At 39.6% G+C, this 13,048-nt stretch carries 11 protein-coding genes, 1 tRNA gene and 1 riboswitch; of the genes, 6 read left to right on the forward strand and 6 right to left on the reverse strand.

Going from position 1 to position 13,048, the window contains the following annotated elements; translation table 11 throughout:
- Positions 1-41 precede the first annotated feature (41 nt).
- The 4 genes from ACM44_RS08940 to ACM44_RS08950 all read left to right on the forward strand — a co-directional run bounded on the left by ACM44_RS08940 (position 42) and on the right by ACM44_RS08950 (position 3,717).
- Positions 42-2,024: a T9SS type A sorting domain-containing protein gene (locus ACM44_RS08940; protein WP_083993683.1), complete on the forward strand. Its 1,983-nt coding sequence runs from the start codon at positions 42-44 to the stop codon at positions 2,022-2,024.
- A gap of 65 nt (positions 2,025-2,089) precedes the next feature.
- Entirely contained in the window at positions 2,090-2,251 is a 162-nt protein-coding gene (locus ACM44_RS15005; protein WP_241477164.1) for a hypothetical protein, read from the forward strand.
- Positions 2,252-2,311: 60 nt separating this feature from the next.
- Positions 2,312-3,595, forward strand: coding sequence for a TlpA family protein disulfide reductase (locus ACM44_RS08945; RefSeq protein WP_048499697.1), 1,284 nt, complete (start codon positions 2,312-2,314; stop codon positions 3,593-3,595).
- Positions 3,596-3,643: 48 nt separating this feature from the next.
- Positions 3,644-3,717: transfer RNA gene (locus ACM44_RS08950), tRNA-Met, on the forward strand.
- A gap of 282 nt (positions 3,718-3,999) precedes the next feature.
- Here the strand turns inward: ACM44_RS08950 and ACM44_RS08955 are convergent.
- The 4 genes from ACM44_RS08955 to ACM44_RS08970 form a co-directional block, all read right to left on the reverse strand.
- Positions 4,000-5,067, reverse strand: a complete 1,068-nt coding sequence (locus ACM44_RS08955; protein WP_083993685.1) for a DUF3810 domain-containing protein — start codon at positions 5,065-5,067, stop codon at positions 4,000-4,002.
- Positions 5,057-6,505 (reverse strand): MFS transporter, encoded by a 1,449-nt coding sequence (locus ACM44_RS08960; protein ID WP_048499698.1) that lies wholly within the window; start codon positions 6,503-6,505, stop codon positions 5,057-5,059. Before ACM44_RS08960 ends, ACM44_RS08955 begins: the two co-directional genes overlap by 11 nt.
- A gap of 42 nt (positions 6,506-6,547) precedes the next feature.
- Complete coding sequence (locus ACM44_RS08965; protein ID WP_083993686.1) at positions 6,548-7,273, reverse strand: lysophospholipid acyltransferase family protein; 726 nt, start codon at positions 7,271-7,273, stop codon at positions 6,548-6,550.
- 77 nt (positions 7,274-7,350) lie between these two features.
- Positions 7,351-7,809, reverse strand: a complete 459-nt coding sequence (locus tag ACM44_RS08970) for a GtrA family protein (RefSeq protein WP_048499699.1) — start codon at positions 7,807-7,809, stop codon at positions 7,351-7,353.
- 223 nt (positions 7,810-8,032) lie between these two features.
- On the opposite strand from ACM44_RS08970, the gene ACM44_RS08975 reads away from it, so the two are divergent.
- Positions 8,033-8,284: a hypothetical protein gene (locus ACM44_RS08975; RefSeq protein ID WP_048499746.1), complete on the forward strand. Its 252-nt coding sequence runs from the start codon at positions 8,033-8,035 to the stop codon at positions 8,282-8,284.
- A gap of 94 nt (positions 8,285-8,378) precedes the next feature.
- Positions 8,379-9,803: a CCA tRNA nucleotidyltransferase gene (locus ACM44_RS08980; RefSeq protein WP_048499700.1), complete on the forward strand. Its 1,425-nt coding sequence runs from the start codon at positions 8,379-8,381 to the stop codon at positions 9,801-9,803.
- A 74-nt stretch (positions 9,804-9,877) separates the two neighbouring features.
- Here the strand turns inward: ACM44_RS08980 and ACM44_RS08985 are convergent, their stop codons facing one another.
- Together ACM44_RS08985 and ACM44_RS08990 are read right to left on the reverse strand one after the other, a co-directional pair.
- Positions 9,878-10,927, reverse strand: a complete 1,050-nt coding sequence (locus tag ACM44_RS08985) for an NHL repeat-containing protein (RefSeq protein ID WP_048499701.1) — start codon at positions 10,925-10,927, stop codon at positions 9,878-9,880.
- Between the two features lie 9 nt (positions 10,928-10,936).
- Positions 10,937-12,766 carry a TonB-dependent receptor plug domain-containing protein gene (locus ACM44_RS08990; RefSeq protein ID WP_048499702.1) on the reverse strand — a complete coding sequence of 610 codons (1,830 nt, stop codon included), beginning with the start codon at positions 12,764-12,766 and terminating at the stop codon, positions 10,937-10,939.
- 31 nt (positions 12,767-12,797) lie between these two features.
- Positions 12,798-13,022, reverse strand: a riboswitch (cobalamin riboswitch).
- Between the last annotated feature and the right edge of the window lie 26 nt (positions 13,023-13,048).

The following is a 13,048-nucleotide window of genomic DNA, read 5'->3' on the forward strand; positions in this document are numbered from 1 at the left end:
GCATATGAATCTGACTTCAAAAAACACAAAAACAAAACATAATGAAAAGAAATTTATTAATCGGTACTATGCTGTGTGCGTATATTTCGCTTCATGCACAGATGACCACAACACCGAAAGTACTTAGCCACATTGATGATGGTGCGGTGGTCTACGTAGGTAAAAATACATTGGTTTATAATGGAGGGGGATTGGAGGTGAAAGACACCGGTATCTTAGAAAATCATGGAAATATAATGATTGTAGCGTCAGATGCTGCAAATGATGTATTTCGGACTTTGGACGGAACCAATGATAAAATTGAAGGGGCCACTTCCGGAGGAACAATCTTGAATGTATTAAACGAACCTGCCACTTACTCCACCTGGAATGTCAATAACTCCACGGCAACGCCCACTTATACTTACGGGCAGTTGTATGTTCGGGGAATCAGCCAGGCAAATATGAAAGGGATCATTGATCAGCAATTTCGCGCTCCTAACCATGGTGCCTATCAGCAATTCTCATTGCCGTTTTATGGAAAGACTGCATCAACTTTGAGCAATGAACTTGGAAAAGTGTTCAATACCCAAAGATGGTCGCAGAACGAAATCCTGGTTTGGAATAATGACCAAATTGTATTTGACAACCTTCCGAATATTTCAACCGTATTAGGCAGTGCCACCTATGTTCCGTATTCGTACTATATTTTGGGCGGCAAGAATTTAGATGTGGCATCCCAAACCAGAACGGTGAAAGGAGTTCCAGTATCAGATGTCTCCTTTTTCTCTCGTACACTTTCTGGCGCAGGAGCCGGCATCAATTATGGAACGAACGGAAGTGCAATCAACCAATATAACGAGCGATATAATACCTATCTCGGAGATTCTTTCGCCTATTCAAGAGGCAAAGTTTGGGATGGTGTCGATTACGGAAAAAACATGTATTTTTTTGCTAATCCGTATCTTACCAATGTCGACCTTTTCAATCTGAATGTTCAAACAGATCCCGATTATGTTCCAAATATCAATGGTATTCGCCTTGAACCAACTAATGTTCAATATCATCCAAATGTGGGTGGAAGCATGGTTGGATTTAAGTTTGTAACCAACGTAAATGGGGTTTGGACAGGGGATACCGATTATCTAATGATTCGTCCTATGGGCACTTTCATGATCAAGCTTTTAGATAATTCTGTTGCTCCAACGATCAATCTGGCGAATCTCAGAAGATTTAATTATTATTCAAGAAATACTGGGACAACCTATGCAGTAAATGCAAATCGAGGAACAGCTAATGGAACGGTGAAGGAATTAGCTATAATCGGTCTGAACGCTAATGGAGGAGAGGTTGCCAGAACTTACTATGTTGTTTATCCCAATGGCGTTTCCGGGCATTCAAATGAAACAAAAGCACAGGTAACTGCCGGTTCCAGCAGCTTGCTGGGAACTTATGAAGAAGATCCAATAAATGGAGGTTACGATAATAACTATACTTCGTCATATTGGCTATATATTAATGAAGCCAACGACGACAATTTCAAAGGAAAAAATATTAAACTGGTGAAATATTCCGGAGATATTGTTTCCTACAAAATGCAAGTGAAGGAAAATGGTAACCTGATTCCTGATGGTGAACATTTATTGTCGAGTAACGATGGTTTTTATTTTAAAGGTTTTGATGGTGTTACCCAGCCAATCAATCAAAATATGATTTTGACCGCAGGAGGTGCTGCCACACAAGATTATGATGTTTATTACGGACTTCCTTCGGGTGTACTGGCAAATGGACAGGCAAATGTCCCTTCGAGAACGGTTATTGCATATAATCCAAGTATTGAAAATCATATAGTGATTTTTGATCCAAATTGGAAGAAGGCAGACATCCAAGTATTTGATATGAGCGGTAAACTTATAATCTCTGAGCGGGGAATTTCAACTTCCGGGAATTACACGATCAATCTGATGAAAAGTCTAAATAATGTATTTCTGGTGAAAATAATTTCTGACAAAGGAGAAATTGTACAAGGTAAGATTATCAAATAAAAACACCAATTATGAAACTATCCAATAAATTTATATTATTAGCTTTCTCATTAATGCATTTTTCAATGTATGCAGCAGATCCGCCACTTCCACCACCTGATGGAGGCGATACCGGAACACCGGGTGCTCCCTCTTCTCCGATTGATCTCTACTTATATGTTTTAATCATAGCGGCAATCGTCTTAACTTTCTACTTTATGAGGAAGTCCAACAGACAGATCGCATGAAATAATTTGTAATCACGATATGCTCACTGAAATCTCAGTGAGTTTTTTTATATTTACTCCATGAAAAAAATATTCGGAATAGTGGGCTTGGTCGCCATCAGCTCTGTGCAGGCACAGTTTAAGATTTCTGTTGAGGTACCGGCTGCGTTTGCGCCCAAGGAAGTCTATCTTTATACTTTAAACGGTTCTAAAGATATATTGAGTACAAAAGAGATGAGAAAAGGAAACACCTGGCAGCTTTCATATCCGAGATCGTATCAGGGGATGATGAAGCTGTATTTTCCTGAAAATGGCACATCTCTCAATTTTATTTCAGAAAATAAAGACGTCAAGCTGAAATTTGATACCAATAAAAATAAAATTTCAAAAATTGAATACCTGGATGAAAGCAATGCGCTGATGAATAATTTGCAGGATATCCAACAAAAGAAAGAATACATTCTACCGGCACTTTTTCAAATCAAAGAGTATTATAAAGACGGACAATCATTTGGGAAATCGCTTGAGGAAGAAATCCAAAGACTCTCGGCTGATAATGGCGATTTAAGCAAATTTCCGTTTGTGCAGTATTACCAAACCAATTATAAACGGTTTTTAGAAAAATCTACTACCAAAAAGCCATTGACACATGAAGAGATCATCCAATTTTTGGTGAACTCAGATGAAAAGCTGGAATCCTCCTCCTTATTGCGCCCGATTCTGGTGGCCTATCTAAATATTGGTCCCAATACCAATTTGACCAATGACGTGGACAAACTTTTGGCTCAGGTCAATACCGAAACTCCACGGGGACAAACCATACTGTCTGAACTGATCGAAATATTCGACACCTATGATATGCAGGAACTAAAAACCAAATACCTCACCGAAGCCAAGAATCTTAAATGCACCATTAACCAAAGATTGTCAGGAACAATTGCGGCCAATGTCAATACGGAAGTGGGAGCGAAATTCCCCGATTATAAGTTTAATCATGCGACCAACACCGCTGCAAAATCGATTTATGACTTGAATGCGGAAAAGAAGATCATCCTCTTTTGGTCATCCACTTGTTCTCACTGCGAAGCCGAGCTGCCTAAAATTATCGAAAAGTATAATCAGATAAAAGGTCAAAAAGCAGAAGTGATCGCGTTTTCATTAGATCAGGACAAGGAGGCTTATGAAAATAAGGTGAAAAGTTTACCATGGGTGAATGATACTGAACTCCGCGGTTGGTACAGCAGTTTTGTGGATGTTTACAATGTTCATGCTACGCCAACTTATTTTGTGCTGGATTCTAACAATAAAATTATAGCCAAACCTGACCATGTCGCAGATTTGCTTAAATTTTTAAACTTGAATTAATTTTTGCCACATCACAAAATATTTTTATCTTTGCACCACTCAAAACCAGGCGAGGTAGCTCAGATGGTTAGAGCGCAGGATTCATAACCCTGAGGTCACGGGTTCAATTCCCGTCTTCGCTACAAGCCGCCCCATAAACGGGGCGGTTTTTTTATTAGCATGAGTTATCCTTACCGAACAAGCATTAGTAAAAATTCAAAAAAAGATGGGGGTTATGCCTTAAATTCTCAATAAATACATGATATTTGATAGGAATGTCGGTATTTATGAAATAAATATTTTGGTATTTCGAAATTTTGTAGTACTTTTACCGCGCCTTAAATATGACACCTGTCTGTTTGAGGTAATAAATTTTTTTTCATCATTTGTGTTTTTAGAATCGTATCGCAAGATACGGTTCTTTTTTATTCAAGGTTGTTACTGTATTCATACCGAATCAGCAGATTGACGAAATAGGAATAGGTCACACTTCCTTCCTGCCGATTGGATTTTAGAAACAAATCATTGGTGATCCCAAAAAATGAATCCAGAATTCCTTCATGCTGTTTCACAAAAGCGTTCGCTGCAAGGCGGTCCCGCTTCATTCCAGGTGAGTATTCATTCAAAACCCATTTCACAAATTCCGGATTCTTTTCTGCCAGTGAATTCAAAAGTGATTTCAGCACAAAATATTCGGTACTGTATTTTAAGTCAGAATTCCTGGACTCTTTCCCGATGAGGTATCCCATAAAATTGGCTTCCTGTTCGCGGGCATAACCCAGTTGGTGCGAGCTTTCGTGTGCTAATGTAAAAGGAAGAAAAATGGAGGGAAGTTCCACATTGATTTGAGCTTCTGCCGAAAATGGATTGTAATATCCGAATATTCCCGTGTAACTCATGATGCCTCTAAAAAGACTTGGTTTAAAGGAGTTGATTCCAGTCGGTTCTTTCGATCCGAACATTTTCGGCAGGTGTTTTTGTCTTTCCAGGATTTCGGTTTCAATTTCCCGGAAATTTCTGATTTCGAAAACGCCGTTCCGATTTTCGTGGACCAAATTTCTGGATTTCCGGCAACGATCCAGGTAAATTAAAGCCAATTCCTTAGTTTGTTCCGCGGTGATTTCTCCTGTAGGAAGTTTTTCGCGGATGGGTTTCTGAAAATACATCATCCCCCATAAAATTTGGTAGATGAAATAGAAAGCATTTACCGCAACAAAAAGCCAAACCAAAGCTCTTTGGCGGGATGCTCGGCTAATGGTCTTAACCAGGAGGAAACAAAGAAAAATGAAAATAATAACATAAAACAAATCTCCCACGGAGAAGGGGACACCTGCAAATAAATGCTGATGAACCCTTTTCTTCAGTTCAAATGATTTTTCGAAAAGTCCAACTGCAAAGGTTATTTTTGAAAGTATGAAAAACAAAATAATTTGGGCAAGTAAAATACCTGCCCAAAACCTCTTTCTTCTAAATCTGTTTTTTTTAATGTTCACCTTCTTTTTGAAGCTTATCCAAATCAATTCCCTGTGCTTTTAATATTCCACTCACCCGAATCGCGTAGAAAGCCAGGTATGCAAAACAAAGAACTCCCACGATGTAGCTCAGATGAATATTTGTGGCATCGGCAAGAGATCCCTGAATCCATGAGATAATGCCTCCCCCCATAATCATCATAATTAGAAAACCCGAACCTTGGTTGGTGTGTTTCCCCAAACCATTGATCGCCAAAGCAAAAATACATGGCCACAAAGTAGAGCAGAATAACCCCACACTGGTGAAAGCATAAACTGACGTCATTCCAGTGGTCAGCATACCGATCAAGAGTGCCAGAATTCCCATCACTGAGAAAATCAAAAGCATCCTTGCCGGATTACCTTTGCTCATGATATCACAGATAATCATGACGAAAATGATTGTTCCATATATGTAAAAATGGGACAGATCATGTTGTGCAATCGCATTGACCAATAGGAAAACTCCGAAAGCAAGATAAGGTGCCAAAAACCTGAGTATCCTTTTGATTCCTGCGCTGAAATCGAATGCTTCCACTGCGCCTGTCCACCGGCCAATCATCAATGACGCCCAATATAGCGAAATATAGGGAGCAATATCCTTGGTCTCAAAACCCAGTGATTTTTCCATGTATGCCGGAAGATTACTTGCGGTGGAAACTTCCACGCCTACATAAACAAAAATAGCAATCATTCCCATGACAAGCTGCGGATATTGCAGCGCTGAAGTGCGGTGTTCACCCGGAACATCATCGTCCGTATTTTCAGTAATCGTCGGTGTAATTTGTGGGAGTGATGAAAATTTCAGGAGTATAGCTACCAAAATAAAAGCGCCTCCCAAAACGAGGTAAGGAATTTTCACGGATTCGATGCTGGCTTCCGTATTTGACGCGGTCGCTGATCCGAAAATGGCAAAAGCTACAATTAACGGACCTATCGTTGTTCCCAAATTATTGATTCCTCCCGCCATGGTCAAACGTTGGGAGCCGGTTTCAGTTGGGCCGATTTCAATAGCCAACGGATTTGCAACGATTTGCTGCAAAGAAAATCCGAGTCCCACGGTGAAAAGTCCAGAAATCATCAATGGAAATGAACCCATATTTGCCGCCGGATAAAATAACAGTGTTCCCGCCGCGGAAATAAGAAGCCCCGTAATCAGACCGTTTTTATAACCGATTTTATTGATCAAGTCCTGTTTAATCGCTTTTGAAATAAACATATAAATTAGTGAACCAACGGTGTAGGCCACATAGAAAGCAACCGCTACATACTGGCTTTGACTTTGGGTCAGGTTGAAAGCTTTCTTGAAAACCGGGATCAAAATGTCATTACTCGCAGCAACAAAACCCCAGAAAAAAAATACAGTTACCAATGGAACGAACTGCCCCCAATTGGTCTGTTTAGAATAATTTGTAGACATCTGTTAAAATTTGCTAAAAACAAATATAATTAAATAAAGGACTTAAACCGGGTTTTCCAAAACTTTTTTTATTTCCTGGTAAGCCACTGCTTTCAATTCGGCAGCTGAATTGGTCGGTTCCAAAATATCGCTGAAATAAACCCGCACTTTTCCGGGATGTCCTTTGGAATTGTCAAACGGGAACATTTCCTTTAAACCCACAAATGTGAAAACCGCAATTGGGACCTCATGTTTCGAAGAAAGGATAAATGCGCCGTCTTTGAAACTGTCCAGAAGAATCGTAGTGTCGTCCGGAACTCCGCCTTCCGGAAAAATCACGATACTTTGTCCTTCCTTCATTCTTTCGGCACACCTGCGGTATACATCTGCGCGGCTTTTTGCCGAATTTCGGTCAACCATCACGCAGATCCGCTTATAGATAGTCCCGAAAATCGGAATTTTCACCAGTTCTTTTTTTCCCACATAGCAAAGAGGGTGATTCGGCATCAGCAGACAAGGCAGCATCACATCCATCAATGAGGTGTGGTTGGAAATAAATACGTATTGCCGGTTTTTGTCGATTTTCTTATCGGTCAATTTAATCAGCTCGTAGCGGAACCCCATTCCGTAAAACATTCCGAAACACCAGATTCTGATGAACTTGTAGGCATACTTGTAATGCTCCTTTCGGATGGATAGGATCAGGACCGGAACCCCCAAAGTGATGGTCAAAATCGCGCCAAGAAGAATCATCCAGCCGCGCCAAATATAGTTTAGGAATTTCGTCATGCTATGCAGTACAGTAGTTTTGTAGTTTTGTGAAATAGTTGGTTTCAATAGGCCATCGGCAAATCCTCATATTATAATCAGCCATTGAAAATCACATTCTTTTTCACCGAATAATTTAAGATTGAAACCAAAAGGATCGCCGAAATTTTGCTTAACATCTCTTGGCTGAAGACAAAGAAACCGGTATCAAGATGGTCTGTGAATACAAACCTAAAGAAAATTTGGAAGAAAGTCAAGCTGAGAATCGTGGAAAGGAAGGAAACGAACATGAAATAAGCAAATTCTTTCTTTTTTGAATGTTTGCCGCGTTCAAACACAAACCAGATGCTTAGAAAATAATTGGTGATAATTCCACAAGTCGTTGAAAAAACATTGCTTAATGGAAAGTGAATCCCGTGAAAATTGGTTTCTCCTGAAAGAACGTGGGGAAGATAAACGCTGAAAATCTTAAATGAACCGATCTCCATAATCGCACTTAAACCGCCGGCAATGATGAATAGCAAGATCTGTCGCTGTCTCAGGAGAACTGTTCTCATACTTTGTTAATAGATGCAAATTTAAAACTATTGTTAAACAATTAGAACTATTGTTAAAATATTTTTTTTTTTCGATTTAATGTCTAAATTTATTCTTTCAAACGAGGAAGTTTTACCTGATAAATTTTCATTTTCAATGTGTTGTGAGATTGACTTTTATCTTGAAGACCTGTTTTTAAGTTGATAACATTTGACCACAACATTGAAAAAAAAAAAAAATAACATGAAAACACCGAACCGTTACCGAAAATTCATACCGGAACAAAAAAAGATCGAACAACTGGAGAAACGCAGTCCGCGTTTCAAAAGAATCTACTCCGAATACGAGCTGATGTCTGAGGAATTATGGAATCTGGAAAATAGCGATGCCTCAAATATTCCAGACGATTTCCTGGAGGCTGTGAAGTTGCAAACCGAATATTTGGAAGACGAAATCCATGACTGGTTGCTGGATGATCATCCGTCTTCGCAATAATTGCACCAAAATAATAGCTCAAAAACTCATAGCAATATGGGTTTTTTTCTTTTTTGGCTATCTTTGCACATTCTTAAAATCAGCCTACATCGCTATGCAAATCAATCTTAAACAAAATAAAAACCTTGCCCTCTTCAAACTCATTTCCCGGGTTGCAGAAGTGAATAATCAATCGGTTTTTATTGTAGGCGGTTATGTCCGCGATTTGCTGATGAAGCGCGAAGCACCAACTGACATCGATTTCGTGACCGAAGGAAACGGAATGGATCTCGCCAAAAAAACTGCTGCAGAAATAGATCCCAAACTGAAAGTCTCCATTTTTAAAACTTATGGAACTGCAATGTTCAAACACAAAGGACTCGATCTGGAATTTGTCGGAGCACGAAAAGAGAGTTATTCGGAAGATTCGCGAAAACCCTCGGTGGAAACAGGAACTCTGGAAGATGACCAAAAACGAAGGGATTTTACCATCAACGCTTTGGCGATTTCACTGAACAAAGAAAATTTCGGCGAATTGATCGACCCGTTCGACGGACTTTTAGACCTTAAGCAAAAAATCATCCGAACTCCACTGGAACCGTCACAAACGTATTCCGACGACCCATTGCGCATGATGAGGGCGATTCGTTTTGCCTCCACCTTGAATTTCAAGATTGAAGAAAATTCTTTGAACGCCATCAAAAATGAATCCGAGAGAATCAAAATCGTTTCCAAGGAAAGAATCATGGTGGAATTCAACAAGATCATGCTCTCAGAAAAACCGTCCGTCGGATTGAAGTTGATGGAGCAAACCGGACTTTTGCCTTTAATCATCCCTGAACTTACCGCCCTGAAAGGTATTGAGGAAGTGGAAGGTCAAACCCACAAAGACAATTTCTGGCACACTTTGGAAGTGGTGGATAATATTTCCAAAAATACAGATCAACTCTGGCTTCGTTGGGCGGCATTGCTCCACGATATTGGAAAAGCACCCACCAAAAAGTTCGACAAAAAAATCGGTTGGACTTTCCACGGACATGAGTTTGTGGGCTCGAAAATGGTGAAGCATCTTTTTCACCGGTTGAAACTCCCGCTTGGAACGGATATGAAATATGTGCAAAAGTTGGTGAAGTTGTCATCCAGACCCATTGCGCTGATCGATGATGGAACTTCGGATTCCGCATTGCGAAGGCTTTTGTTTGATTCCGGAGAAGATTTGGAAGATTTGTTCACTTTGTGCAAAGCTGACATTACCACTAAGAATGCAGGAAAACAGGAAAAATTCAAGAAAAATTTTGAGGTTGTTGCCCAAAAAATCAAGGAAGTGGAAGAAAAGGATCAAATCCGAAATTTTCAGCCGCCAATTTCGGGTGAGGAAATCATGGAAATGTTTAAAATAAAACCTGGCCGAGAAATCGGAATCCTGAAGGAAAAAGTAAAGGAAGCCATTTTGGAAGGTGAAATTGCGAATGACAAAAACGAAGCCAAAGCATTTGTCATTAAGGAAGCCGCGAATCTCGGATTGAAGATTCAAGCGTAATCTCCTTCCACATAAAATAGAAAACCCTTTCAAACCAATGGTTCGGAAGGGTTTTTTAAGATATTGATTTGAATTTAGTTTTTGTAAAAACCGTTGGTTGAAATCCCGGTAGTGATGGTTTTCATCAAAGTTCCGGAAAGGTTGTAGATTCTCACTTTGCTGTCGCCGGTGAAATTCGGATCAGAGACAAATACTTTAGAATCGATGATATTAAATCCATAAATAAAACCTGTGGCAACATCAAAAAGTGGAGTAGCGTTGCTGCCATCAAGTCGGTGAACTTTCTTCTCTGCCGTCACGAAATAAACCTGACCCCCATCTACCGCTAATTTTTCTCCGTATGGAATGTCAAACACTTCCTGTTGGGTAAACGCGCCGGTTTTTGAATTGATTTTGTAGAGGTAAGTATAAACCGCATCAGAAGTTAAAACATAGGTCGAAGTCTGATCAGAGACCAAATCACGGATGATTCCCGTATCGTTCAGCGTTATGGTTTTGTCCACGGTATTTGTCAAAGGATTAATTCTTGAAATGGTGTGTCCGGTCGCAATTTCATTGTAGTTGGTGTCATAAGTCAAACCGTCGGTCTGCACATAGATAAAACCGTCAGATGAGGTGATTTTCTCAGCATAATTTGGGAAATCAATACTTTTTACGAAAGCATTTGCATTGTCATAAATATTCACCTTTTTCACGTTGCTGAAATTGTTGTTGGTCACATAAATGTTGTTCGTGGAAAATGCGATGTATCTTGCCTGTTCCAGATTGGTAGTGATGGAACCGGTTTTTTTGAAGGTATATCGGTTCACGATTTCAATTTTATTCGGAACATTCAGAACCAAATAGGCCAAATCACCTCTGAAGCCAATCGATTGCAAAACATTTCCCAAACTTGCATTGGAGTTATTGTTTTTGAAAATCTGGTCTTCCTGAGTGACTAAGTCGTTGGAAAGATAGGTCACCGTGGAAGTGGGTGTGGAAAAACCACCTTCATTGGTGATCAGGATTCCGTTTTCATATTTCCCGAATGAAACCGGTGTCGGAGCTTGATCGTCTTTGCGGCAGGAAATGTTGAACAATAAAGTTCCTGCGAGAAGCAGTGTGGAGATTTTTGAAAATTTCATGTTTAAATTTTAAAAGTTGATTAATAAATTGACGCTGTAATTCCTTTTTGGCAAAGGATAAAAAGCGGTGGTTTCATAAATTTGGTCAAAGATATTCTGGATTTTAAAACCGAATCGATAATGTTTTAAAAAAGTCAGATTCAATCCAGCGTTGGCCACAAAATAAGATTTTAAAGCGTCCGAAATGCTTTCGTCTGAAGTAGTGAAAGTCAATCCGTTGTACATTCCCTGCAAGAAAATTTCTGCAAAATCATAGCGGTAACTTGCATTGGCAAAGAATTTATATTTTGGGACATACATCAGAAAACGGTTGGTTTCCAAATCTTTCGAATGGGTGAAAATAAAACCTGCTGAAATTTTCGCATGGTTTTTTCCAAAACTGTTCTCGAAATCCAGTTGTGATTCCAAACCATAAGATTCTACTTTTTCTGTGTTAATGGGCGACCAAATTCCCGAAGAAGTCGGCAGCCAACGAATCATATTCTCGATTTGCATATAATAAGGAGTCAGATTGAGCTTGAAATTCTTGTACTTGAAACGGTTTCCGAGTTCTGCCTGATGAGAAATTTCCGGCTTTAAATCCAGATTGCCGCCCGGTTTCCAATAAAGGTCGTTGAAAGTGGGGTATCTGAAATTTTTGGAAGCGTTGAAAGTCAAAGAATAGTAATCTGCGAGCTGAATATTTCCTGAAAAAGAAAACAAAAACGGCGCTTCAATTTTTTCCACGAATTCCTTTTTCGCACCGGCCTCCAAATACATTTTTTTCGAAGGTTTCCAGCGAATCAAACCCGCTACAGAACCTGCATTCCTGGATATATTCTGAATTCCTGAAAGGTAACCTTCCGCTTTGTTCACTTGAAATTCGGTGATCAGGTTGAAATCTATTTTTTCTTTGATGGAATAATTAAAATCATTTTTTGCGATATAGTTTTTCCCAATTCCACCGCTGCTTTTGGGATTGTCGATGTTTTGGAAGTAGTCGAATTCTTCCTCCAAATAAGCCCACTTCAAAATATTCTGAACTTTTTCGCCCCTGAAATTCCAACTCAGCAAACTTCTGAAATTATCGGTAAGGTATTTCGTTTTTGTGGAAAACTCCGAGAAAATCGGGTAGTGCTGATTTCCACTGTACAGCTGGCTTTGCCAAAAAACCGTATTCCGATCATCGATTTTGTAGCCGAAACCTAAACTGAAATTTTTATTGTGGTATTGCCCGTTAAGATTGATATATTGCTTCTCTGGAACTTCGTAATTATTCTCACTTTCCGAATAATTCGCGGCCAGTTTCACGCTGAGTTTTTCATTGCTGAAAGAAGATTTTAAAAAAGTGTTGTAAGTTTCAAACGAACCATATTCAAAGAATGCGGAATTCTTCAAACCGCGATTAAAACTCAATTCGTTGTTCAGGTGAATTGTTCCGCCGATTGCCGAACTGCCGTAAATCACACTTCCTCCGCCGGATTGGATTTCGAGATGATCGTAACCGAGAAGATTGAGATTGTTGAGGTCGCCTTGACCAAGAAACTGCGAATTCACATTAATTCCGTTCCAAACGAATGCGGTTTGCTGCGCCGTGGTTCCGCGAAAAGAGGGAGCCGAAACCATTCCGCGTCCACTTTCCTTGATATAGATCGGAGATTGAAATCGGAGAACTTCCGAAAGATTGGTAGCGTTTTTCAGTAAATCCTCTTCCTTTAATTTGGAGGTCTTCTGGATTTTTTTGGCGTTAACGAGTTGATTGTCAAAGATAAAAACCGTGTCTATGGTTTTTTCCTGTGCAGCAATCGAGAACGAAAACAACAGCAATACTGCCGATAAAATAGGTAAGGTCTTGAACATTTTCAGGGCTTTTCCTCCGAAAGCAATTTTTAGGGTTAATTTTCAGCAAGGTCTCCTGACTTTCACATTTCTGCGCCTTCTCTTCATTTTGTGAAAATGGCTGGTTTGCAGAAACTCTTTGCGGAATTAAGGAATTATTAATTCTTACTTAATCCTCCGTGATTTACAGTTGCGGGGACAGTTCGCGGATTTCACGCGATTCCCTTTTCTGAAAGTTTTACAAAGATAGTTTTTTTAATGATGGAAATACGGATTTTGGCTAACAAAATTGCAGGAAACTAT

Source organism: Chryseobacterium koreense CCUG 49689 (assembly GCF_001045435.1).
Classification (GTDB): domain Bacteria; phylum Bacteroidota; class Bacteroidia; order Flavobacteriales; family Weeksellaceae; genus Kaistella; species Kaistella koreensis.

Bases quoted from the DNA above. Each gene is read 5' to 3' on its own strand.
- ACM44_RS08965 (WP_083993686.1), bottom strand. From the start codon at position 7,273: ATGACGAAATTCCTAAACTATATTTGGCGCGGCTGGATGATTCTTCTT.
- ACM44_RS08975 (WP_048499746.1), top strand. From the start codon at position 8,033: ATGAAAACACCGAACCGTTACCGAAAATTCATACCGGAACAAAAAAAG.
- ACM44_RS08960 (WP_048499698.1), bottom strand. From the start codon at position 6,505: ATGTCTACAAATTATTCTAAACAGACCAATTGGGGGCAGTTCGTTCCA.
- ACM44_RS08970 (WP_048499699.1), bottom strand. From the start codon at position 7,809: ATGAGAACAGTTCTCCTGAGACAGCGACAGATCTTGCTATTCATCATT.
- ACM44_RS08985 (WP_048499701.1), bottom strand. From the start codon at position 10,927: ATGAAATTTTCAAAAATCTCCACACTGCTTCTCGCAGGAACTTTATTG.
- ACM44_RS08990 (WP_048499702.1), bottom strand. From the start codon at position 12,766: ATGTTCAAGACCTTACCTATTTTATCGGCAGTATTGCTGTTGTTTTCG.
- ACM44_RS08940 (WP_083993683.1), top strand. From the start codon at position 42: ATGAAAAGAAATTTATTAATCGGTACTATGCTGTGTGCGTATATTTCG.
- ACM44_RS08980 (WP_048499700.1), top strand. From the start codon at position 8,379: ATGCAAATCAATCTTAAACAAAATAAAAACCTTGCCCTCTTCAAACTC.
- ACM44_RS15005 (WP_241477164.1), top strand. From the start codon at position 2,090: ATGTATGCAGCAGATCCGCCACTTCCACCACCTGATGGAGGCGATACC.
- ACM44_RS08945 (WP_048499697.1), top strand. From the start codon at position 2,312: ATGAAAAAAATATTCGGAATAGTGGGCTTGGTCGCCATCAGCTCTGTG.